Annotated in this window: 14 protein-coding genes, 1 tRNA gene and 1 pseudogene; 12 read left to right on the top strand and 4 right to left on the bottom strand. The window is 47.3% G+C overall.

Annotation, left to right across the window (positions count from 1 at the left end):
• Positions 1-37 precede the first annotated feature (37 nt).
• The 11 genes and pseudogenes from H9626_RS01875 (at position 38) to H9626_RS01825 (ending at position 19,646) form a co-directional block, all read left to right on the top strand.
• On the top strand, positions 38-886 hold the full coding sequence (locus H9626_RS01875) for an aldo/keto reductase (protein WP_191709368.1): 849 nt from the start codon (positions 38-40) through the stop codon (positions 884-886).
• 88 nt (positions 887-974) lie between these two features.
• Positions 975-2,483: a 4Fe-4S binding protein gene (locus H9626_RS01870; protein ID WP_191709367.1), complete on the top strand. Its 1,509-nt coding sequence runs from the start codon at positions 975-977 to the stop codon at positions 2,481-2,483.
• A 40-nt stretch (positions 2,484-2,523) separates the two neighbouring features.
• On the top strand, positions 2,524-3,909 hold the full coding sequence (locus tag H9626_RS01865) for an aldo/keto reductase (RefSeq protein WP_178255960.1): 1,386 nt from the start codon (positions 2,524-2,526) through the stop codon (positions 3,907-3,909).
• Between the two features lie 408 nt (positions 3,910-4,317).
• A pseudogene (locus tag H9626_RS01860) lies at positions 4,318-5,699 on the top strand (transposase).
• Positions 5,700-6,294: 595 nt separating this feature from the next.
• Positions 6,295-8,751 carry a fimbrillin family protein gene (locus H9626_RS01855; RefSeq protein ID WP_191709366.1) on the top strand — a complete coding sequence of 819 codons (2,457 nt, stop codon included), beginning with the start codon at positions 6,295-6,297 and terminating at the stop codon, positions 8,749-8,751.
• Positions 8,752-8,776: 25 nt separating this feature from the next.
• A complete protein-coding gene (locus H9626_RS01850) occupies positions 8,777-10,660 on the top strand; it encodes an OmpA family protein (RefSeq protein WP_191709365.1) in 1,884 nt (627 codons plus the stop codon).
• A gap of 59 nt (positions 10,661-10,719) precedes the next feature.
• Positions 10,720-12,978 carry a PL29 family lyase N-terminal domain-containing protein gene (locus H9626_RS01845; RefSeq protein ID WP_225230846.1) on the top strand — a complete coding sequence of 753 codons (2,259 nt, stop codon included), beginning with the start codon at positions 10,720-10,722 and terminating at the stop codon, positions 12,976-12,978.
• 338 nt (positions 12,979-13,316) lie between these two features.
• Positions 13,317-14,618, top strand: coding sequence for a DUF3575 domain-containing protein (locus H9626_RS01840; protein WP_191709364.1), 1,302 nt, complete (start codon positions 13,317-13,319; stop codon positions 14,616-14,618).
• The gene (locus tag H9626_RS01835; protein WP_191709363.1) at positions 14,615-15,538 is read left to right on the top strand and encodes a DUF5119 domain-containing protein; all 924 of its coding nucleotides are present in this window, start codon (positions 14,615-14,617) and stop codon (positions 15,536-15,538) included. Before H9626_RS01840 ends, H9626_RS01835 begins: the two co-directional genes overlap by 4 nt.
• Before the next feature lie 52 nt (positions 15,539-15,590).
• Positions 15,591-16,754, top strand: coding sequence for a fimbrillin family protein (locus tag H9626_RS01830; RefSeq protein ID WP_191709362.1), 1,164 nt, complete (start codon positions 15,591-15,593; stop codon positions 16,752-16,754).
• 273 nt (positions 16,755-17,027) lie between these two features.
• Positions 17,028-19,646 (top strand): fimbrillin family protein, encoded by a 2,619-nt coding sequence (locus H9626_RS01825; RefSeq protein ID WP_191709361.1) that lies wholly within the window; start codon positions 17,028-17,030, stop codon positions 19,644-19,646.
• 89 nt (positions 19,647-19,735) lie between these two features.
• On the opposite strand, the gene H9626_RS01820 is transcribed toward H9626_RS01825, so the two are convergent.
• The 4 genes from H9626_RS01820 to rlmD all read right to left on the bottom strand — a co-directional run bounded on the left by H9626_RS01820 (position 19,736) and on the right by rlmD (position 22,841).
• Positions 19,736-19,810 (bottom strand) — tRNA-Pro (locus H9626_RS01820).
• A 46-nt stretch (positions 19,811-19,856) separates the two neighbouring features.
• On the bottom strand, positions 19,857-20,483 hold the full coding sequence (locus H9626_RS01815) for an HAD family hydrolase (RefSeq protein ID WP_178256040.1): 627 nt from the start codon (positions 20,481-20,483) through the stop codon (positions 19,857-19,859).
• A gap of 5 nt (positions 20,484-20,488) precedes the next feature.
• Entirely contained in the window at positions 20,489-21,406 is a 918-nt protein-coding gene (locus H9626_RS01810) for an RluA family pseudouridine synthase (RefSeq protein ID WP_191709842.1), read from the bottom strand.
• 16 nt (positions 21,407-21,422) lie between these two features.
• Positions 21,423-22,841 carry a 23S rRNA (uracil(1939)-C(5))-methyltransferase RlmD gene (gene rlmD, locus H9626_RS01805; protein ID WP_178256039.1) on the bottom strand — a complete coding sequence of 473 codons (1,419 nt, stop codon included), beginning with the start codon at positions 22,839-22,841 and terminating at the stop codon, positions 21,423-21,425.
• 434 nt (positions 22,842-23,275) lie between these two features.
• Here rlmD and ppdK point away from each other — a divergent pair, with 434 nt between their 5' ends.
• Complete coding sequence (gene ppdK / locus H9626_RS01800; protein WP_191709360.1) at positions 23,276-25,996, top strand: pyruvate, phosphate dikinase; 2,721 nt, start codon at positions 23,276-23,278, stop codon at positions 25,994-25,996.
• The last annotated feature ends 17 nt before the right edge of the window (positions 25,997-26,013 follow it).

Raw genomic sequence — 26,013 nt, 5'->3', positions numbered from 1 at the left:
TTTGTTGCATCAGAAAAACCACTAAAAAACAAGCTATATGGAAACAATAAAATTAAGCAATGGCGTGGATATGCCGATATTGGGATACGGAGTTTATCAGGTTTCACCTTCAGAATGTGAACGATGCGTAAGCGATGCCATCAGCGTGGGTTATCGGTTGATAGATACGGCACAAGCATATTTCAACGAAGAGGGCGTGGGAAATGCCATAAAGAAATGCGGCGTTCCGCGTAACGAACTGTTCATCGTAACCAAAGTGTGGATTTCGAACGCGGGATATGAACGGGCAAAGGCTTCTATCGAAGAGTCATTGCGCAAGTTGCAGACCGATTACATTGACTTACTCTTGATTCATCAGCCTTTCGGCGATTATTACGGCACGTACCGCGCAATGGAGGAAGCCTACCGTGCGGGCAAGTTGCGCGCCATCGGTGTATCGAACTTTTATCCTGACCGGCTTATTGACATTGCTGAGTTCAGCGAAATCCCCCCGATGGTCAATCAGGTAGAGACACACGTATTCAACCAGCAAATAGAAGCACAGAAGATTATGCAGGAGTATGGCACTCAGATTATGTCGTGGGGGCCATTCGCCGAAGGAAGAAACAACTTTTTCGGAAACGATACGCTAATAGCCATCGGAGCCAAGTACGGAAAGAGTCTGCCTCAAGTGGCGTTGCGTTACCTTATCCAGCGCGGTGTGGTGGTTATTCCTAAGTCAGTGAAAAAAGAACGCATGATTCAGAATATTGATGTGTTCGACTTTACGCTGAGCGATGAAGACATGCAGACCATCCTCGGTCTCGACCTCGGTCACAGTCTGTTCTTCTCCCACTACGACCCCCAAACGGTAAAATGGCTCGTACAGTACGGCAAAAACAAATAAATTGTTTCGCCCGGATAAGCGTGTCTCACAGCAAGGCACGCTCTTTTCGTATAACAAACCAACATTATAACTAATACGATTAAACGCTATGTTACGTAAAATAAGACTGACACTTGCCGTTGTGTTTTTTGCAATCATCACGCTGTTGTTCCTCGATTTTACCGGAACGATACACGCATGGTTCGGATGGATGGCTAAAATACAATTCCTGCCCGCGGTACTTGCCTTGAATGTGGGTATCATCGTGTTGCTCATCCTGCTTACGCTCGTATTCGGACGTGTATATTGTTCCGTTATTTGCCCGATGGGGGTATTTCAGGATGCGATATCGTGGCTAAGTGGACAAAGAAAGAAAAAGAAATACCGCTTCTCTTACTCGCCTGCCAAAAACATTTTGCGCTACACGGTACTGACGCTTTTTGTTATCGCTGTAATTGCGGGAATAGGCTCATTCGTAGCCTTGCTTGCACCGTATAGTTCATACGGACGCATCGCAAACAATCTTTTCGCACCGATATATCAATGGGGGAATAACGTGTTTGCTTACTTTGCCGAACGTGCAGAGAGTTATGCCTTTTATGAAACATCTGTATGGATGAAAAGCCTGCCTACGTTTGTTATCGCCGTGGTTACTTTCATTGCAATCGTCGTACTGGCATGGCGGAACGGACGTACATACTGCAATACCATTTGTCCGGTGGGTACTGTACTCGGATTTCTGTCACGTTTTGCCCTGTTCCGCATATCAATCGATACGGAAAAATGTAACGCCTGCGGACTGTGTTCACGCAAGTGTAAAGCGGCATGTATCGACGGCAAACGTCATACGGTAGATTATAGTCGCTGTGTGGCATGTATGGATTGCCTTGATACCTGTAAGCACGGGGCTATAAGTTACCGGTGGTTTAAACAGGAAATCCAGACCAAGAATGCAGAACAAACCAGAAGCGTGGACAAAGAACAAATCAATGAGGCACGCCGTTCGTTCCTGACCGCTACAGCAATCTTGGCAACTGCTACGACGCTGAAAGCGCAAGAGAAAAAGGTAGATGGTGGATTGGCTGCCATTGAAGATAAAAAAATTCCGAAACGAGCCACTCCTATCCTGCCTCCGGGGGCGTTGAGCGCACGTGATTTCACCCGTCACTGCACCGCCTGCCAGCTTTGTGTATCGGTGTGTCCGAATGAAGTGCTTCGTCCGTCAACCGACCTGATGAAACTGATGCAACCTGAAATGTCTTACGAGCGAGGCTATTGCCGACCGGAGTGTACGAAGTGCGGCGATGTTTGTCCCGCCGGAGCCATACACCCGATAACTGCAGCAGACAAGAGTGCCACACAAATAGGTCACGCCGTATGGATAAAAAAGAATTGCATACCCCTTACCGATGGTGTGGAATGTGGCAACTGTGCCCGTCATTGCCCGGCGGGAGCCATACAAATGGTACCTTCCGACCCGCAACAAGAAGATTCGCCGAAGATTCCTGTCGTAAATACAGAACGGTGTATCGGTTGCGGCGCTTGCGAAAACCTCTGTCCGGCACGTCCTTTCAGCGCTATCTATGTAGAAGGTCACGAGATGCACAGGGTGATATAAAGCTCAAACGATTTTCCTGAATCAGATAAAACAGACTTTTATGAATAAACAAAATAACATTTCCCGCCGCGATTTCCTGAAGGCTATGGGAATGGCGGGGGCAACTGCCGGATTAGCTGCCTGTGGAAACAGTACATCATCCTCTGCAAACTCTGACAGCCTAAAGGGAGAAATGACCTACCGCACCAATCCCTCTACGGGCGACAAGGTATCGTTATTGGGATTTGGAATGATGAGACTGCCTTCGGTAGGCGGACGAAGCGCACGCGAAGGGAACGAAGAGATAGACCAAGAGATGGTTAACCGGATGGTGGATTATGCCATCGAACATGGAGTAAATTATTTCGACACATCACCCGCTTACTGTCGCGGAAAATCGGAACATGCTACGGGAGTTGCTCTAAGCCGCCATCCGCGTAACTCGTATTTCATCGCCACCAAGCTGTCGAACTTTGCTCCCGACACGTGGAAGCGCGAAAATGCCATCGCAATGTATCATAACTCGCTGAAAGAGCTTCGAACGGATTACATCGATTACCTGCTGCTTCACGGCATCGGGATGGGAAACGGCATGGAGGAATACGAAGCGCGCTACGTTAATAACGGTATGCTGGATTTCCTGCTTGCCGAACGGGAGGCAGGACGCATCCGCAACTTGGGGTTCTCGTATCACGGCGACGTAAAGGTGTTCGACCGGCTGTTGGCGGAACATGACAAATATCAGTGGAACTTTGTACAGATACAGCTAAATTACCTTGATTGGAAATATGCCAAACAGATCAATCCGCGCAACACGGATGCCGAATACCTGTATAACGAACTGGCTAAACGAAACATTCCTGCCGTTATTATGGAACCGCTGTTGGGCGGACGCCTGTCGAACGTGCCCGATTCCATCGTGGCCATGCTAAAGCAGCGCGAACCGGAGGCGAGTGTTGCTTCGTGGGCGTTCCGTTTTGCCGGAAGCCAACCCGATGTGCTGACGGTGTTAAGCGGAATGACTCGCATGGAACATCTGCAAGATAACCTGCACACGTATTCTCCCTTACAGCCATTGAGTGAAGAAGAGTTCGCTTTCTTGCAGCAGGCTGCCGACCGGATGATGCAGTTTGACACCATCCCTTGTAACGACTGTAAATATTGTATGCCCTGCCCGTACGGGATTGACATTCCAGCCATTCTGTTACATTATAATAAATGTCTGAATGAAGGAAACATTCCTGAAAGTTCGCAAGATGCGGATTATCGCCGCGCCCGCCGCGCCTACCTGATTGGCTACGACCGGAGTGTACCCAAGTTGCGTCAGGCAAGTCACTGCATCGGCTGTAACCAGTGCAGCCCGCATTGTCCGCAGCGCATTGATATCCCAACAGAGTTACATCGCATCGACCACTTTGTAGAACAATTAAAACAAGAAACTTTATAGGTAAAATACGCTCGTTTTAACTGTTTCAGATACCCCGGGGAGTTTGAAAAACGCTACCCATAGAACAGGTGAACGCTATGGGTAGAACCGGGCAACTCTTCCGCAAAGGATGACCAACACTAACGGTTGCGTTTTGAGAGACATAACGACAGGGAATTTCTTCTTGCTTATCCACAGAGCCGGAATGGTTTAACCGGTTATATAATAGAAAGTTAATGATAAGAATCAGAGTCGGGTGTCCGACTCTGATTTGCGTTACTAAATAGGGACTGTCGTAAAAAGAATAAAACTTTATAACGAATTGATTGCCAATGTAATATAAAATTTGTATCTTAGCTAAAGATAAAAAGAATACCCCCAACCGCCCTGGAAAAGCCGAATTTGGAGGTATCGCAAAAATTAATCTGCATGGCTAAGGTACAAAATTTCTCTGAAATATCACCCGATCTCCCTTTCACGGAGTTCGATTTTTATGAATTGTATAGGCAGACATTCGCGACTAGCGAGCTGGGAAAAATCAGGAAGAGGCTGCCGCTACGTGAGATGGCAGAGAACTTTGGACTGATAAGCAAGAGCATGAGAGCGAAGAAAGGGCGAAAAACATACTTCACCCCGGAGGGCAAGGTTGCGCTGATGTTCCTGAAGATGTACACAGGTCTGAGCAGCCCGAGGTTGATGGAGCATCTTAACGGCAACGTCCACTATCAGCTCTTCTGCGATGTGAGAATAGACCCGATGCATCCTCTGACGAACTACAAACTTCTGGACGACGTGTTTTCGGAGCTGGCCCGCGGGCTGAAGATCCAACAGCAGCAGGAGATACTGGCAAGAGCCTGGAAACCGTACATGAAGGACCTGGACACGATGTATACGGATGCGACCTGCTACGAGAGCGAGATGCGCTATCCTACGGATGCGAAGCTTCTGTGGGAAGGAATAGAGAAGTCATATGAGATAATGTGCACTCTGAGTGCCAAGCTGAATGCGCACCGTCCGAGGACGAAGTACGTAGACGTAGAGAAGGCCAACCTGTCGTACAGGAAGCGGCGCAAGCATACGAAAGTCCAGACCAGGAAACTGACCAGACGCCTGCTCAACCTTTTGGGGAAGATACTGAAGGAGACCCGCACACTGGAGAGAGAGAATGCAGGCGCGGAGAAATTGCTGACAGCCAGACAGAAGAGCGATATTGAAATCATCACAAGAGTGTACCGCCAGCAGAAGGCCCACTTCGAGAACAACAATCCTCGCGAGAGTGTCAAGGACAGGATAGTGAGCATCAGCAAGCCGTATGTGAGGCCGATCGTGAGAGGCAAGGAAGTGAAGAGCGTAGAGTTTGGTGCGAAGTGCAACAACATCCAGGTTGACGGACTCTCATTCATCGAGAAGCTGTCATTCAATGCCTTCAACGAGGGAACCAGGCTTCCGCACTGCCTGAAGATGCACCGAAAGCTCTTCGGTGTGGACGCGAAGAAGGTCGGAGGAGATGCAGGCTATGCCGGCAGCGCCAACAGGGGGTACTGCAAGGATAGAGGAATACAGACGTCATTCGTCAAGCGTGGCCGTCCTTGGAAAAGAAAGAGAACGACATCATCCGCAACGAGCTGGCGAGGGTGAGGGCAACGAGGATGGAAGGCTCGTTCGGAACGCAGAAGGAACACTATGGCCTGAAACGCATCAAGGCAAGGACGAAGTTGACCGAAATCCTGTACATCTTCTTTGGCATCCACACGGCGAATGCAGTACAGCTCGTCCGGCGGGAAGTCAACGAAATTGCTCAGGCTGCCTGATGTTCGAGGTGAGTGAGAAATGGCCCTTTCACTGGAGTATTGGCTCCAGTTAAGTCCAAAAATGAAAAAAGGGGCTCCGAAACGGAGCCGATAATATAAAAAGATGAGTTCGATCGGAAAAATTACCGGGACAGTCTGCCGATTGACTCATAATGACGGAATTTAACGACAGTCCCTAAATAATTTTATTTCCAAGTAACGAACCGAATCTATAACATAGCTCTCCACACCACAGACCATACCTGTTTATAATGTTTTTTAACGGATGTACCCTGCTTTCCCGACCAATTTCGGATAACAACAGGGAAAGAGGGATGAATATGTACATCCGATAACACAACATACTTCTGATAATCAATATTCTAACCACAGAATATGTACATTCATAAATTCTTCTGAATCGCAACTAAACAACTAATTTTGTTTAAAAAAACAGAGAATAATGAATGATAGAAGTATTTGTATATGCCGATCCATTGCGGTAGCCTCGTTTGCAAGCCTTTTTTTTATGGTATCCTGTACCGATGAAACCACCCGGTTTACCCAATCAGAACGTATTTTATTCGCTTCAGATATTCAAAATTCATGGACTTCTTTGAATACAAGAAGTACAACAGAATCAGCAGACACCTCTGTCGCACTGAAGACAAATCTCGGTAATATTTACCTTCATACGGTTTATACAGATAGTATATGTACATCCAGCAACGAGAAGTGTGTTACCCGCTCCAACCCGATAAACGAAGACAACATGTACGATACATTCGGTGTGTCTGCTTATGCCTACACCGACACTTGGGACGAAACACAACGTCCGAATTACATGTACAATGTTCCGGTAAGAAAGTCGGGCAACTTATGGATGTCTTCTTCTACTTATTACTGGCCCGGAAAGGCTTATAAAATGAGATTTTTTGCTTATGCCCCCATGAGCGAAAACGCTTACCGGTTGTCAGACCAGACTTCGGGTACTCCTACGATTACCTGTACGGTTCCACAAGAGGTGGGCGACCAAAAAGACTTGATTGTGGCTGCATCTCCGGAAGTAAGCGGCGGCTCCAATACGGTGATGAGCCTTACCTTCCACCATACCCTAACAGCCATCAAGTTTGTATGCGGAAACGATATAAAGCAAGGCACGGTGAAAAGCGTGACTTTGAAGAATGTTTTTTCTTCGGGAGTATATAACATGCAGGATGCGGAGTGGAGCGGAATAGAAAATCCGGCGACTTTCACGCAAGAGCTAAACAAGAGTGTTTCAGGAACTGAGAATGAGGGGATAACCACTCCCGCCCAAACTTTTATGATGATTCCGCAAGCCCTTCCGGAGAATGCCGAAATAGAGGTGGTATTCAACGACGGTACATCGGAACATACGCTGACAGCCAGCCTTGCGCACACATCATGGCCGATGGGGAAAACGGTAACTTACAAGATATCAACCACCTCGATTAACTGGGAATATACGCTGACCGTTATTCCGCCCACTACTTATAATATTCAAGGAGGAAGTTCTAATTACAGCATAACCAGTTACAAGAAAAATTCCAAAGTTGAACAACCGGTAAGCTGGACTGCCGAATTTTCCGCCGACGGGAAAAACTGGAGCACGACGAAGCCTGACTGGTTGACGGCTTTCTCATCCGGTACTTCGGGAGCGGGAAGCGTAAACGCAGTGTCTTACACGGCTACGGTGGCATCGCAGCAGGGAGTCAGCCGGAGCGCACATACCGAAGCATTAAGACAGCGGACGGCAAAAGGTACCCAAAGTATGCCTTACAACCTTGCCAACAGCAGCGGCGCCGCAACGATACAGAACACAGCCAACTGCTACGTTATCAACAGTCCGGGAGAGTATTATTTCCCGTTGGTTTACGGCAATGCCATAAAAAACGGAAACGACAACAAGTCGGCTTACTTCTATGACTATGACGATATTTACATATTGAAAAACTTCATCAATCATTTGGGCAATCCCATCCTGTCGCCGCGTATTTACGAACATACGGGCTGCCAGCCTCAATCATGTAAACTATTGTGGCAGGATGCTCCGGGACTCCTCTCAAATGTCAGCCTGTATGACGACCAACATGCCATCCGCTTTACTGTCAACGCCGCCAGCATTCAGCAAGGCAATGCGTTAATCGCTGTTTATGATGCCAATGGAAAGATTATGTGGAGCTGGCACATCTGGGTAACGGATACCGATGTTTCGCAAACGAAAAGAGTAATGAGTTCTTATGGAATGGATAGCCAGATGATGACTGTCAATTTGGGATGGTGCGACGGAGAGCATGTCAGCTTTGCAAGCAGAGAATGCCAAGTGCGCATCACGGCGAACGAAAAGGTGAGCACGTTTACCATCACGCAAGAAGGTCTGGAACTGGATTATAACGGTAATAACCCCTACTACCAATGGGGGCGCAAAGACCCGTTCTATCCCGGCGACATCGGTACGCTCGCCACGAAATACTGGTACGATGACAGCGGACAAGTATCAAACAATAATCCGGCTACGTATTTAGCTGATGAAGGTAACGCCTGCATTACGTGGGGTATCATGAATCCGCAAACATTAAACAAAAACACAGCCATGGATAACAAATACCTAAACCTTTGGGATGCTGACAATAACACGGCTTATCTTGACGATGAGACACCTACCAAAAGTATCTACGATCCATGTCCCGCCGGCTTCAAGCTCCCCAGAGGTTGGGAATTTACCGGATTTTCAATCACCGGCCCCACTCAAGAAGAGAAAGACATAAAGGATATGAATGTCGCAGGTTCGTTTACATACGGATGGAATTTTTACTGCGGCCTGAACAAAACCGGAGAAACGATATTCTTTCCTGCCACCGGATCTCGTTACAACACCGACAGCCCGGGAAAACCGAACCGCATCGGAAAAGATATTCAGGTATATGGGGCTGCGCCCAGTGGTTATGCAAACGGTTACTCTTTCAGAGCCACAGAAATCAGTATATGGATCAGCCGTCCGGTAGATCGTTACGGGGCTTTCTCCATACGCCCTATCCGCGATGATCAATGACAAAGAAAATTATTATTTACAGTTTATGAATAAGAAGAAGAAAGAAATCGAAAGAAAATTACTATTGGGTAGCCTCCTGCTTTTAGCATCGCACGGAGTATCGGTAGCGGCTGTACATCGCGACAGCCTTTGTGTAAAACCGTCTCCTACTTGCTGCATGAAAAAAGACAGAGTCGGCTATTGGTACATAGGTACGGGATATTCCGTACCTTTTATGTTTGGAGACGTCAACTCACTGACTGCCAAGCGTGATTTTTGGGGTAATAAGATATCGCTGAAAGGTGGATATCGGTTCTCCTCCCTTTTCGGACTGGAGATGGGGGTATCGGTAGGACGTATGCGCGGATTCTCTCCCCGCTCGGCAGAAAAGTTCAGACTAGGGACAGAAGATGCCATGACCTATTATCCTTATACCATATTGGGTGGAGAAGATAATTACCAGACGGCTCCCGACAATGCCGGTATTTGGGAAAATCAGGGCAATAATATTTACATCAAGTCGGTTCCGTACGCCCGGATTTACAGCGAATCGCGTTACTGGGAAACCTCCTTGCAGGCTGTATTCAACTTTAACCGCCTTTTCACCCGAATACCTGAAGGACGCGAACAGCCCGTATCTCTTCTGGTGAAACCGGGTATTTACTTACAAAAATATAATGCGCAGGCTCACCTTTTGGAAGACAAGAGCCGGGTTGCTCCTAAACAGCGTCCACTGTCTGTAGGCTTGGGAGGCGACATTGCTGTTCACTTTGCTCTGACTCAAAAGTTGGGATTGGAGCTTAGTAGCGGTCTGATATGGGTAAGCAAACGGAATTTTGACGGAGTGCGCACCATACGCCGCAGTCACGATGACTTTATTTGGCAAAACGGAATATCGTTTCTCTGGAAGTTCCGGCGGAACACACCGCAACGTCATTGCATCGAACCCTTACCGGACGCAATGCCGGTACATCCCGCAATAGAAGCGTTTAATCCTTTTGCCGGCGGAAACTTCGCTTTCGATTACCTGACACCGGATTTGAGTGTACGGAAAGAACGCAACATCAGCCGTCAGGCGCGTCTTCATTTCCCGGTATCGAAGTGGGATATCCGCCCCGAACTCGGAGACAATCTCAATGAACTGGGGAAAATTACTACGGCGTTCCGCGAACTGGCAGACGATGAAGATATTTCCATCACCTCAATTTCCATTGACGGATATGCCTCACCCGAAGGGCCGCACGATTTTAATATCTTACTCAGCCAAAACCGTGCGCAAGCCATTTCATCGTACATTGCAAGCAGTTTCAATTATCCGGAAAACCAAATAAAAACGGCTGGTCATGCTGAAGACTGGGACGGACTGGAACGTTTGTTACAGACTTGGAATCATCCTGACCGCGACCGCGCACTGGAAGTGCTCAGTACCGACACCGATGTAACCACGCGCCAAAGAAAACTCGCACGGTTAGCCGGTTACAAGGATATGTTGAACGACCTCTACCCGCTGTTGCGGCGCAATGAATATACTTTCCATTATACCATTGCTCCGTTCTCAATCGAACGCGCCACACAACTTATTCATACGCGCCCCGACAAGCTCAGTGCAGAAGAAATGATAGCCGTAGCCAACCGCTATCCGATGTACTCCGAAGCGTTTAACGAATGTTCGGGCATCGCTTTCAAATTCTATCCCGAAGCGCCCATGCCCCGTCTTTACATGGCTTCCATCGCTCTGCACAACGGTGATGCTGCCACTGCTTCGCGGTATCTGTCGACACTTGCCGACGATAATCGTGCTTGGAATCTTTTGGGAGTATGTGCAGCGCTGAACAGCGACCGTGCTTCGGCTGTGCGTTACTTCCGCATGGCTGCCGAAAAAGGAGATGCTTCGGCTGCAAGCAATTTGGACAAATTAGAAAACCGCTGAAACGATTCCGGCGGATATTTACAGAAGAACAGTTTATTAAATAAAGACATACGAACAATATGAAACGAAAAACAACGATACACATCGCAGGAAACCTGCTGGCACTGCTTATGCTGGTTACTGCCTGTTACCGCGAAGACATCAGTACCCTGTACAGCCGACAGTATCAGCTGACGGCAGAACTCACGGGTATCAATGCTGAGATTCTACGCATCAACAACGAAATCGTGGAGCTGCGTAACCTTTATAATATTTTGGCAAACAAACCTACCGTTACCGGATTTCAATACCGGGTAGAGGAAAAAGACGGCAAGACGGATACGCTGGGAGTAGACATTACGCTAGACGACCGGACGTTCTTCATCCCATACGGGCATAACGGAAAAAACGGAGCCGACGGAAAAACACCCACAGTAACCATCAGCAATGACGGTTTCTGGGTAATAAACGGAGAGAAAACGGCTTGGAAAGCAGTAGGTACCGATGGTAAAGACGGAAAAGACGGAGCTGACGGGAAAGATGGAACAAACGGAACCAACGGAACGACACCTACCGTGGAAATAGTAGGAGGATATTGGGTTATCAACGGGGTATCGACCGGAGTGCCTGCTACCGGACCGAAGGGGGATAAGGGAGACCCCGGTCAGGGCAATGACGGTGCCGACGGACATACGCCTGTTATCACTATCAGTAACGATGGCTTTTGGGTAATCGACGGTACGAAAAGTACGAGCAAGGCTATCCCCGACGACGGAAAGACACCGCTCATCAATGCGGCTAAAGACCCGGATAACCCTGCCGACGAAAATTATTACTGGACTATCAAGTATCCCGGCGATGAGAATTATTCATTCTTGCTGGTGAACGAACAGAAGGTGAAAGCTACCGGACCGAAAGGTGACAAGGGAGATACGCCGGTAGTAGAGCCTATCATCGAAAACGTGACAAAGGCAAACGACGGTACGTCAATCACCATCACCCTTCACGATGGAACATCTTATCAGATTCCGCTGCTGGGCATCCAGTTTAAACTGAATCCGGGCAAACTTGCCATGAAAGACCGTAACGGGCTGGATTCACTCATCTTGTTCACACGCGAAGGACTCACCATCGATGTTCCCTACACTTGCTCTGACAATGTGGCACGCATCGAAGCGATGCTGCCCGCAGGATGGAGTGCCACGGCAGATATCAGCCCCACCGACCCTGCCAAGCGCATCATTCATATCACTTCGCCGCAACTGATGGACTTAGACCGCGCCCAGTTTGAGGGAGGGGTTTCGTTTATCGCTTTCGACCAGAAGGGAGCTGCCCTGACGCAGTACATCAAGCTGAAGTTGAACAAGTATCTATATATGAGCTATTTTTACAACGAGCTGAACGCCGTGGAGCTGAATCGTCCCACCAGTCCGTTTAACCAACTGAAATGGACGGAACAACATTATTTCCTTATCGAGTTTTATAAGCTCCAAGACCGGAAATTCGAACTTTCTGCACGGTTCCCGGCGGGGACAGGCACGAACGAACCCCTCTCTTCCAGCCTCTCCGATTATCCTTCGTTTGTATTCAACAAGTCGGAAGCCGATGTAGAGAAACAATTCAAGGTGAATACGTTCCTGTTCCGTCCGGATTCGGTCAACCTGAGCAGCATCATAGGCAACGATGGCCCCGAAGGGCGCGTATTATATGCCAATGAATATCAGGCAAGCGATAACGGTACGTATATGAAACCCGTACCTTACGACACGTATATGGTGCAATACAGCTATACGCAGAATAACGGCAGCAACAACGAACTGATACGCATCCGCCGCGCTGCCTCTAAGTATAAGATTCATCTTTACAAGGCTTCTGAGTTTTTGGGTATCGACAAAGCCGATTTCGATTACAAGAAAGTGGAAATTTTGCTGACCAACCAGACTCACTTGCTGTCTACTGTTTACAAGTCGTATAACCCTGTGTCATACGTGGCTCAAAGCAACGCGATGACTTACAACCCCGCCACCGACCAGTTGGAATGTGAGTTCTGTACGTTGGGCGGAGCCAACACTGCCATCGGACTCAACTTTTATTACGATAAGGTAGGCAAAAAGCGCTGGGAGCCTCAAACATTAGCTGCTGTGCTGGTTCGCCCCGACTGGGAAGTCAACGCATACGTAAATCATAGCGGCATACCTTTCCCCGGTGCTGGTACTTACGATCATTATGTCGGGTTTACCAACAACGGCGATAACACTACCCGCTACGGAGGCGGTCGGATATTTGAAGCTACCACCAGCAACTCATTTTATCCTAAAACCCTGCCCAATCTGAACTAAGAAAAGTTTTTTGGGAGAACTTCAAAACAGTTTCTAAAGCCGCCGCACTTTGATGTGCAGGCGGCTTTTTTATATCCCTAAAACGCATCCGCAAGAACCGGTATGCGCTATGGGATGAGTTACCTAAAACTACCGCATCCGTTACCAAACTCTCCGAATAGAAATGAACAGCCGCCTGTCTTAACAGCTTCTGTCGCGCCTTGTACATCCACAGAAACTTATTTCATACTATAAATCAATACATTATACACAGACAGATGTACATTGCACAAAACATACCGCCTCGAATATTATGCCTAATTTTGCATTGGAAACAGAATAATAATAAGTTCATTTCTATGATAAAAATCAAACGAGAATTATTGGTTTGTATATTGTCCGTCGGGAGTCTTGTTTCGTGGGCTAATGACATCCAGCCTACCGACACCCTCACCGTAGAAATATATTACCGGCAGGGAATATCCCAAATTGATTCCACATATCAGGATAACCGGAATCGGATGGGCAAGCTATTGGAATTTCTTTACACCCTTTCGGCCGACAGCACATGCCGCTTAAACGGGCTACACATCATTTCCGGTGCTTCTCCCGAAGGGAATACTTCATTTAATAAGGCTTTGTCGAAAAAAAGAACCAATGCCATCAGCGATTACCTCAGCCTGCGACTGCCTGCCGAACAATCGGCTTTGATTACGAAAGCTCACACAGGCATCGACTGGGAAGCGCTGCAAGCCAAAGTAGAACGTTCTGACATGCCTTATAAAGAGGAAGTGTTGCAGATTCTGTATCATACGCCCGAATGGGTGATAAAAAACGGCATCGTGGTAGACGGCAGGAAAAAGCAACTAATGACTCTCCGGCAAGGAAACTGCTGGCGTTACATGGAAGAACATTTCTTCCCCGAACTGAGACACTCGCTGGTAGAGGTGGAATATGTTTGTGAAGCACCACAAGAAGAAATCAAAGACGAGGGTGATACGGAAATCGGAATGATAGAATGTACCACTCCCCCCTCTTACGCAACAGAAAAGGACAGTACCACCGTTTTAGAATTTGAGCCGCAAGCGCGTCCTCCTTTCTACATGGCTGTTAAGACCAATCTGCTTTACGATGCCCTTCTCGTACCCAATATCGGCGTAGAATTTTATGTGGGCAAAGGCTTTTCAGTAGGCGGAAACTGGATGTACGCATGGTGGAACCGCAACAGCCGTCACCGCTACTGGCGTATCTACGGCGGCGAGTTGGCTGTACGGAAATACTTCAACCGCACAAGCGAAGGCAGTCCGCTGAACGGACATCACATCGGCATCTACGGACAAGTGTTTACCTACGACTTTGAGACCGGAGGCCGGGGCTACATGGGCGGAAAACCGGGCGGTACGCTTTGGGAGAAAATGAATTACAGCGCCGGACTGGAATACGGTTACTCATTGCCCGTAACCCGACGGCTGAACCTCGACTTCGTAATCGGTGTGGGTTACTGGGGCGGAACGTATTACGAATATTTGCCTATGGATAATCACTATGTATGGCAGGCAACCAAACAGCGCCGTTGGTTCGGTCCGACGAAAGCAGAAGTGTCGCTGGTATGGCTGCTTGGCAATGGAAACTATAATGCAAAGAAAGGAGGCAGACGATGAAAACTTTTTACGGCTTAATCTTTATCATCATAATATGCCTGCTCACGGCGTGCGAGCATAAAGAACTGTGTTTTGTCCACGCTCACACGGCAGAATTGCAAGTGATATTCGACTGGAAATATGCACCCGAAGCTCACCCTGCAAGTATGCGCCTTTACCTTTTCCCCGAAACGGGAAAAGAGCCGCTGATTTATGAATTCGGCAACCGAACGGGAGGAAAAATAACTGTCCCTGCCGGACGTTACCGCGCACTTTGTATGAACAACGACACGGAGTTTATCATTATCCGAAACACCGACCACTACGAAAGCATTGAAGCGTATCTGGCAGACGGGGTTTTCCCGCGTCCGGTTCCGCGTGCAGGAAGTACCGGCGGGCAACGGGTAAAGTCTACCCCCGACATGCTGTGGAGCGACCACATCGAAGAGGTAGAGGTGGTAGCTTCTGCAGAAGGACAGACACTGACCCTGTATCCGAAAGCCATAGTGCGCCATTACACGGTGGAAATCAGAAACGTGGAAAACCTGAAATACCTTACCGAAGGAGAGCTGTTCGGCTCACTTACGGATATGTCAGACGGCTTCATGCTGGGAACAAACCAGCCGGCAGAAGAACTGGCTACCCTGCCGTTCGACATGACATCCGACGGCAAGTCGACTGTAAACGCGGACTTTTATACTTTCGGGTATCCCGCCACATCGACCAACACTCAGTATCTTACGGTGTATGCCATACTGAACGACGGGAAGAAATACAGTTTTACGTATGATGTAACCGAAAAGATACACAATGCCCCCGACCCTGCCAACGTACACATCCTGCTCGACGGGCTTCCCCTCCCCAAACCCATAGACAACGGCGGAGGATTTAACCCCGACGTAGACGAATGGAGTACGGTAGAAATAAGTATATCTATGTAGCTAAGATAAGTATATAACAAACTAACACCATTAATCACTAATTATAATTTATATGAAGAAAAACGTTTTTTTAAGCATGGCAATTGCCTCTACGATGTTGGTGGCTTGCTCCAACGACGAGATTGTGGATGTAAACACCGGAAGCGCTATTTCTTTCCGAACCCTGATTGACAACGCTACACGCGCAAATCAGGAAACCACAGCCTCTTTGTCTACTTTCAAAGTAACAGCCATTAAGGATGCCGGAACAGAATTTGCCACTACGGTAACAAAAGGCGGCGATGGATGGAACACTGCGCAAACTTACTATTGGCCGAACTATGCATTAAAATTCTATGCATACGCCAATGGTCCTGCCACCGGAAAAGGTACGGTTTCGATTACCAAAGATGCAAAAACAATTACCGATTTCACTCCGGCAGGCAACGTAACCGAGCACAAAGACTTGCTGGTGGCTTACAATACCGGTACGAAGGAAACTTATAACAATGCTCCTGTGCCTTTGACCTTCAAACATGCTTTGTCACAAATCGAAGTGAAAGCTAAGAATGAGAAAGCAGCATCTGTGAAGGTTGAGATAATCGGAGTGAAGTTAGTAAACATGGCAACGAAAGCCACTCTTACTTTCCCGGAATCTGTTCTCTCTGATAGCAAATTGCCGATCAGCAACTGGAGCAATCAAGCAGATCAGAACATTCCTGCAAAGGCTTATTACAGCAACGGAACTAAAGCTGTGACACTGACCAGCGAATTCCAGTCTGTTATGTTTGGTGAAAACAATTTCATGATTATCCCGCAACAGATTACTCCGTGGAATGCAAAAAAGAACGACCCCGATGCTGAAATCAACAAGCAGGGTGCTTACCTTGCCGTTCTCTGCCGCATTTCTAATATAAGCGATGCCGGTGAAACATTGATTTACCCTGCTCCTACTGCCGATGACAACAAAGATGGCAAGTATGCTTATTCAGCCGTAGCAATCGATAATAAAACTGTCGCACAATGGGAACCGGGCAAGAAGTATGTTTATAACCTGACTTTCTGTTCTGACGGCGGTGGTGCCGGTAAAGTTGACCCGAATCCGGAAAATCCCGGCGGTGGTACGGATACCGACGAAACTCCCGGAACCGGTGGTGAAGACATCTTAGGTGGTGCTATCAAGTTCACTGTTACGGTAGATGACTGGGAAACTGTAGAAGTTCCGATGAACATGTAAAAATAACCTGAGCTTTGGTTTTCTATTAGCCTGAGCATTAAATACTAAAAACGAAAAGGCAGAGGATGAAAATTCCTTTGCCTTTTTTAGTTTTTCAGCCTTACACTCCCGCATAAGAACCGATTCGCACAGAAAAGGTAACGAAAATGTACATTGCATTAAAGGGGCATATCACTGTAATTCAAGCATATATTCATAGAACAAAGTACATTCATAATCCAGCCTAAAGTTTTTCTTGATTATTAACTTCACGAAAAAATTAAATATGAATGTATGACAAATCATAGACTTATACACCACCTGATCGCTCAAGGATTATTTGCAATATTTGTTCTCACGACTTCTTGTACCGATGAAATAGAACAGCCCCGTGCGGGAAACCGTATCAGCTTTACTACGGAAATTCAAAACACTTGGATTTCTTTTGACCAAAACGAAGGCAGAGCAGAGACACGTTCTACAGTATCTACCCTACAGTCGGATGGTGGAAAAGCATTTTATCTGCATACACTTTATGCTGACAGCATCGCATCTCCCCTCTCTTCCGACAGCATTCCGGCCACCCGTTCTACTCCTGTCGCCACGAATAATATGTACGATGCGTTCGGTATATCGGCTTATGCATATACCGGCAATTGGAACAATACGCAAAAACCGAATTACATGTATGATGTTCCGGTCAGCAAAACAGGCAACTCATGGCTTCCGGTGTCTACTCATTACTGGCCCGGCAACGCTTACAAACTGAAATTCTTTGCCTATGCGCCTCAAAACAACAGTGCCTATCAGCTCTCTGGGCAAATCGCTGGAGCGCCGACTGTATCCTGCACTGTTCCGGACAATGTAGCGGAGCAACTGGATTTGCTGGTGGCAGCATCGGAAGAAATCAACGGCGGAGCCAATACGACGGTTAATCTGAAGTTCCGCCATGCTTTAACGGCTGTAAAATTTGTATGCGGCAGCGACATGAAGGCAGGCACCGTAAAAAGCGTTACGCTTAAAGGTGTGAACTCGACAGGAGTTTATGACTTCGAAACAGACACGTGGAGCCGTGTCAGCAGTCCGAAAGACTTCTCACAAACGCTGAATCGGCCGACTTCGGGAGCTCCCAATACAGCAATCACCGCTCCGGAGCAAACTTTCATGATGATTCCGCAAACTTTACCCGACAATGCGGTAATCGAAGTAGTGTTCAATGATGGAATAACCGACAATATCCTTACAGGACATATCGGAAAAAGCGTATGGCAAATGGGAAAAACGGTTACATATCAACTTTCAAGTACCTCGATTAACTGGCAGTACACACTGACGGTTTCCTCCGAAACCTTGAACTTTAATTATTTGGGCGGCACGCAATCGTACAGCGTTACCAGTTACCGAAAAAACAATCAGGGGGTTACAGAGCCGGTAGAATGGACTTCCCAATACTCGACCAACAACGGAGTGACGTGGAGTAACACCAAACCCGACTGGCTCACTGAGTTCACCTCAAGCGGAACGGGAAGCGAAACAGCCACTTCATTTAATGCTGCAATTACTCCACAAACCGGTGTATCGCAAAGCGTCCATACGGCAGCCCTTCGTGCAACAGCAGAGAAAGGCTCCAAAGCCATTCCTTATAACCTGTCGAACAGTACGGGTGCGACAGATGTGGAAAACACGGCTAACTGCTACATTGTGAACGCACCGGGAACGTATTCTTTCCCTTTGGTATACGGCAATGCCATCAAAAACGGACAGACTAACCGCTCGGCGTTTACTTCTAAGGCTTCCATACAGGGAACGCTGAACCCGTTCATCAATCATTTGGGCAATGGCATAACCGACCCTTATATCGCTAAAAATGCGGGGTGCATTCCTGCAAAAGCCGAACTGGTTTGGCAGGATGCCCCCTCGCTGGTAACCGACATTAAGTATAACAGCGGGACCAACGGCGGAACAATTTCTTTTACGGTAAACAAAGAAAATATCCGACAGGGGAATGCGCTTATAGCTATTAAAGACAATCAGAATACGATTCTTTGGTCTTGGCATATCTGGGTAACGGATGAGGATGTATACCATACCATCAAGGTTACCAACCATCAGAATGTATCCCACAACCTGATGCCTGTTCATTTGGGCTGGTGTGAAGGAGAAGTCATCAATTATGCAGCCCGAAGCTGTCGGATACGGTTCACTGCCCACGGGCAAACACGTGTCATCACCATTAACCAAACAGAAGCAACTGCCTCTACCCGAGGGAACTGTACTTTCTACGAATGGGGACGCAAAGACCCCCTGCGTCCATCCAGCGGAAGTGGAAATAAAACGTGGTATAACGCAGCGGGGATTGCTTCAACAGCCAACCATGCAGTAGAGTCATTCCCGTTTGGTAACGAGTGTATCAAAAACTACATTCGCAAGCCTGATGTGATGCAAAAAGAAATCGGAGGAGAAAATATGTACTTCAATTTATGGAATGCGGATAACAACACTAATGGCAAGAACTTCAACGACAATCCCGTAACAAAAACCGTGTACGACCCTTGTCCGGTAGGTTTCACGCTACCACCAAGCAATGCCTTTACAGGATTCACCACAACAGGGGAAAACGTCACCAATACTGTTGATAAATACAACGGAGAATGGAATAGCAGCATACCGGGATGGAACTTCTACTGCGGACCAAACAAGACGGAAGGAACCATTTTCTTTCCTTTAACAGGAGAACGAATTTCATCAGGAGGATACCTATCGGCAGTAGGTTCGCTGGGACATACTTGGTCGGCAACGTCTACCGATTCTGAATACGCCCATAATCTTACTCTCTATACTAATTATTGGGTATGGCCATTAGACCAATTCACCAAAAGTGCAGGTCATGGCGTACGCCCTTGTCAGGAATGACGTTAATCCATAACGAATGGGGCAAATGCCCCATTCGGACAACAAAAAAAAGGAGTTACGATAAGTCGTAACTCCTTGATTCTTAACCGTCGGGGTAGCGGGATTCGAACCCACGACCCCCTGCTCCCAAAGCAGGTGCGCTAACCGGACTGCGCTACACCCCGAAAGCTTTTCCTTAAAAGCGATGCAAAGGTATGCTTTTTTATTTACTTATGCAAGGCTTTGCAATATATTTTTTAATTTTTCCCGCCAATCTTCTCCGTTTAAAGGACAAAAAGTGTGTAGCCCAAACTCTTTGCCTTTTTCTATATTTGCCGGGCCATCATCCACAAACAGGGTCTCCGAAGGAATCAGACTTGCGTCTTTTATCATAAAATCATAAATATGATTATCCGGTTTCGTATAGCCTATCTTGTAAGAAAGATATAACTTGTCGAAATATTCATTCAGGGGCTTTCCTGACGGAGAAAACTGACTGCTACATGCCCAGTCTATCACGTAAGGATTGGTATTGCTCAAAACGAAAAGACGATAGCGAGTCCGCAAATCTTCCAGATAAGTTAAAATATCCGGATTCACTCCCGTAAAGAAACCTAACCATGCTTCTTTTGTTTCTTCCCATTCCAACTTACGGCCACAAAGCTCACCCAGCCTTTCCTGAAAAGTATTTGCATCTATCTTTCCTTCTTCTAATTGTTGGAAAATGCCTGTTTGGTGATACTTGTCCAAACGTGTATCAGCATCTGTCAATCCTAAACGAATAAACGCTTCTACTGCCCTATCGCGGCTGATGGGAGCTATTACTCCACCGAAATCAAATACTATATTTTTAATCATGTTTTTTACCGTTGCATTAATGATCTGAATGGCATAGGATATGGCAATTCAAAATTCATGGTTTCGCCCGTAATGGGATGATAAAAGCATAACTTAAACGCATGTAATGCCAGACGTCTCAAAGGGTCTGTTTCACAACCGTAACGCATGTCTCCCACCACCGGATGTCCTAACGACTGCATGTGCACGCGGATTTGGTTCTTGCGCCCGGTCTCCAGTTGGAGTTCAATCATCGAAAAACCGTTCGCACGCTTAATCGTACGATAATGAGTTACCGAATACTTCCCGCCATCGTCGTAGGGCGACGAACTGACATAAAGTTTACGGTCGGTGAGCCACGACTCTACCGTGCCCTGATCTTTCTCCATGTCTCCCATGACAAGAGCCACATACCGACGGTCGAAAACAATATCATGCCAGTTGTCTCGCAAATTATGTTGTGTTTTTTCATCTTTGGCAAACATCATAACCCCCGAAGTCTCACGGTCTAAACGGTGGACCACAAACACTCGGTTATTCCGATTCTGACGTTTTACGTATTCAGTCAGAATATGTTGCGCCGTGCGTTCCTTTTGATGTTCGGAAGCCACCGACAGAAGTCCCTCTTTCTTTTCTACTACGATGATATAAGCATCCTCATATAATATTTTCAACATGGGATGACGGAACTCATGTTTATGTTTCTCTTTGCTGACCTGCACTTTCATGCCCCGAAGCAGCGGGAAATTGTATTGCGTCTGGATATTATTGTCCACCAATACCACACGATTCGTAAGCAAAGCCTTTACACGTGTTCTGCTGATGCCTGCCATCTTCTTCATCAGAAAGTCCATCAGCTCCATCGGTTCTGTTACATTATATATAGTATAACGCGAAGCTGCGTGAGGCATCCTGTTATATCCGGTGTTTTTTCTCTTGTTCATCATCTTCTTTATCTTCTTAACGCTTTTCTAATAACACGACATTTTCTACATGGTGTGTATGCGGAAACATATCTACCGGCTGAACTGCCGTTACTTTATATTTTACATCCAATAGCTGGAGGTCGCGCGCCTGAGTAGCCGGATTACAGCTTACGTACACAATGCGCTTGGGCTCAGCAAACAGTATCACGTCAATCACATCATTGTGCATACCCGCACGCGGAGGGTCGGTTATGATTACGTCGGGACGCCCGTGTTCGTTTATAAAATCTTGGGTCAGGATATCTTTCATGTCGCCGGCATAGAATAAAGTGTTCGTTATGCCGTTGATTTCAGAATTTACCTTCGCATCTTCTATTGCTTCGGGCACGTACTCGATGCCGACAACCTTCTTTGCCTGACGCGCCACGAAGTTGGCGATGGTACCTGTCCCTGTATACAGGTCGTATACCAATTCTTCTCCGGTAAGCCCCGCAAAGGTGCGGGCTACTTTATACAGTTCATAGGCCTGCTCCGAATTGGTTTGGTAGAACGATTTCGGCCCTATCTTGAAGCGCAGGTTTTCCATTACTTCAAAGATATGGTCTTTCCCCTTAAACACCTCTACATCCAAATCGCCGATGGTATCGTTACATTTATTATTTATTACATATAATAAGGATGTGATTTCGGGGAAACTGTCGGCTACGTATTGCAGCAGTTCTTTCATCTTGGCAAGTTCACCCTCGTTGGTAATCTTGCATTGCAGCAACACCATCAGCTCGCCGGTCGACGAGGTGCGTACCATCATGTTACGCAACATGCCTTCTTGCGTGCGCAGATTGAAAAAGGCATAATCATGTTCGTAAGCATAATCGCGTATGGCGTTCCGGATTCGGTTCGATATGTCGTCCTGCAACCAGCATTTGTCGATAGCCAGCACCTTGTCGAACGCACCGGGGATATGAAACCCTACTGCATTCATCTGTTCGTACTTCACATCCTGTTTTACCTCATCCTCGGTGAGCCAACGCTTGTTTGAGAATGTAAATTCCAGCTTGTTCCGATAGAAAACCGTCTTCTTCGAGCCTAAAATAGGCATGAATTCCGGCAACTCTATCTTCCCGATGCGGGTCAGATTATCAAAAACTTGTTTCTGCTTGTATTTTATCTGTTCTTCGTATGAAAGGCATTGCCATTTACATCCGCCGCACACTCCGTAATGTTGACAAAACGGCTCTACGCGAAGAGGCGATTTCTCATAAAACTTTACAGCGACAGCCTCGGCATAATGATTTTTCTTACGCTTCACCTGTAAATCCACCACATCGCCCGGAACTACATAAGGGACGAATACTACCAAATCATTCACTTTTGCCAACGCTTTTCCTTCTGCAGCTACGTCGGATATCGTTACTTTTTCCAATAACGGAAGTTCTTTCTTCTTTCGTGTCACGTTTATTTTCTCTAAGACCAATTTGGGAACAAATATAGGCATTTTTTCTGACAATCGAGCAATATTTGGCAAGAAGTTAATTTTGCAAAGTCTATATTACAAAACATAGTATTTTTTCCGCCCTTTCGTTGTGAAATTTCAAAGAATATGGTTAGATTTGTGACCGAAACAGCAGGAGGGCTTGTTTCTAAGCAGCAGTACGCCCCTGTCGGGAACTTGCAAAAAACGCTACCCATAGAACCGATGAACGCTATGGGTAGAAATGGTTAACGCTTCCGCATGGAATACCTTACGCTAACGGTAGTGTTTTTCGAGGCATCCGGCGGAGAATTTTTCCCTTGTACTCCCGTAGGACGGAAGGTTTGGACAGGCTCAATGAAAAACATTGTATGATACTGAAAAACATATTATAACCTATAAAATCTTTTAACGATATGGATACAAAAAGAGTCTATACGTTCGGCAACGGACATGCCGAAGGGAAAGCAGACATGAGAAATCTATTGGGTGGTAAAGGTGCTAACCTCGCCGAAATGAATCTGATCGGTGTCCCCGTTCCTCCCGGTTTCACCATCACTACGGATGTATGTAACGAATACTTTGAAAAAGGAAAAGAAGCAGTGGTGGCTTTGCTGAAAACAGATGTTGAAGATGCCATCAAAGGGGTTGAGACGCTGATGAAATCAAAATTCGGCGATATCGAAAATCCGCTGCTGGTTTCCGTACGTTCAGGTGCACGTGCTTCCATGCCGGGTATGATGGACACGATTTTGAATCTGGGACTAAATGACGAAGTGGTAGAAGGATTGGCACGCAAGACCGGCAATGAACGTTTTGCATGGGACTCTTACCGCCGATTCGTACAGATGTATGGCGACGTGGTATTGGGCATGAAACCTACTAACAAAGAAGATATCGACCCGTTCGAAGCTATCATCGAGGATGTTAAGAAAGCGAAAGGTGTCCGTCTGGATAACGAACTGGACGTTGATGACCTGAAAGCACTGGTAGTACGCTTTAAGGCTGCCGTCAAAGCCCAAACCGGCAAAGAATTCCCATCGTGCGCATACGAACAACTGTGGGGAGCTATCTGTGCAGTGTTCGATTCGTGGATGAACGAGCGCGCTATCCTTTACCGCAAGATGGAAGGCATACCGGCTGAATGGGGTACGGCGGTTAACGTTCAGGCGATGGTGTTCGGAAACATGGGCGATACCTCGGCTACGGGAGTATGCTTCTCACGCGACGCTGCTACGGGAGAAGACTTGTTTAACGGCGAATATCTGATTAACGCACAGGGCGAAGACGTGGTAGCCGGTATCCGTACTCCGCAACAGATTACAAAAATCGGTTCTCAGCGTTGGGCCGAACTGCAAGGCATCTCTGCAGAAGAACGTGCAAGCAAATATCCTTCTATGGAAGAGGCTATGCCGGAAATCTACAAAGAACTCGATGAACTGCAAACCAAGTTGGAAAACCACTATCACGACATGCAGGATATGGAATTCACTGTTCAGGAAGGCAAGTTGTGGTTCCTGCAAACCCGTAACGGTAAACGTACGGGAGCTGCAATGGTACGTATCGCAATGGAAATGCTTCATCAGGGAATGATTGACGAAAAAACAGCGTTGATGCGTTGCGAACCGAACAAGCTCGACGAACTGCTTCACCCGGTATTCAACAAAGAAGCGTTGTCTCGTGCGAAAGTGCTTACACGCGGATTGCCGGCTTCTCCGGGCGCTGCATGTGGACGCATCGTATTCTTTGCTGAAGATGCGGCTGCTTGGCACGCCAACGGTCACCGCACCGTATTGGTTCGTATCGAAACGTCTCCCGAAGACCTCGCCGGAATGACTGCTGCCGAAGGTATTCTGACTGCCCGCGGAGGTATGACCTCTCACGCTGCGGTAGTAGCCCGCGGTATGGGTAAGTGTTGCGTTTCAGGAGCCGGAGCTATCAACGTAGACTACAAGGCGCGCACGGTGGAAATCGAAGGTACGCTGCTGAAAGAAGGCGATTACATCTCAATAAACGGTTCGAACGGATGCGTTTACGCCGGTGAAATACAAACCGAACCCGCCCAGCTCTCCGGAGACTTTGCCGAACTGATGGACTTGTGCAGCAAATACAGCCGCTTGCAGGTACGTACCAACGCCGACACGCCGCGCAACGCACAAGATGCACGCAGCTTTGGAGCAGTAGGTATCGGATTGTGTCGTACGGAACACATGTTCTTCGATGATGAAAAGATCGTAGCCGTTCGTGAAATGATTCTTGCAGAAGATGCCGAAGGACGTAAAAAAGCATTGGCGAAACTGTTGCCCTACCAGAAAGCTGACTTTAAAGAAATCTTCAAAACGATGGACGGACTGCCCGTCAACGTTCGTCTGCTCGACCCGCCTTTGCACGAATTCGTACCGCACGATGCAAAAGGTCAGGAAGAAATGGCGCAGGCAATGGGTGTTACCGTTGAGTACATCCGCCACCGCGTAGAAAGTCTCTGCGAACACAACCCGATGTTGGGTCACCGCGGTTGCCGCTTGGGTAACACATATCCCGAAATCACCGAAATGCAAACCCGTGCCATCATCAGTGCAGCTTGCGAATTGAAACGCGAAGGATACGAGCCCAAACCCGAAATTATGGTTCCGCTCATCGGTATTCTGTACGAATTCGAAGCCCAAGAGCGCGTAATCCGTCAGACTGCTGCCGAAGTATTTAAAGAAGAAGGCATCGAAATCCCCTTCAAAGTAGGAACGATGATTGAAGTGCCGCGTGCAGCGTTGACCGCCGACCGCATTGCTTCTCACGCCGAATACTTCTCATTCGGAACCAATGACCTGACTCAGATGACATTCGGTTACTCACGCGATGATATTGCTTCTTTCTTGCCGGTATATCTGGAAAAGAAGATTTTGAAAGTAGACCCGTTCCAAGTTCTCGACCAAAACGGTGTAGGTCAACTTATCAAGATGGCAGTAGAAAAAGGTCGTTCCGTTCGTCCTGAACTGAAATGCGGTATTTGCGGTGAGCATGGCGGCGAACCTTCATCAGTTAAGTTCTGCCACCGAGTAGGCTTGAACTATGTTTCTTGTTCTCCGTTCCGTGTGCCTATCGCTCGTTTGGCTGCGGCGCAGGCGGCAATAGAGGAATAATCTCTTAAAAATATTAT

This window comes from Phocaeicola faecium (genome assembly GCF_014837055.1).
Classification (GTDB): domain Bacteria; phylum Bacteroidota; class Bacteroidia; order Bacteroidales; family Bacteroidaceae; genus Phocaeicola; species Phocaeicola gallinarum.
This window is presented reverse-complemented; position numbering and strand designations above follow the sequence as displayed.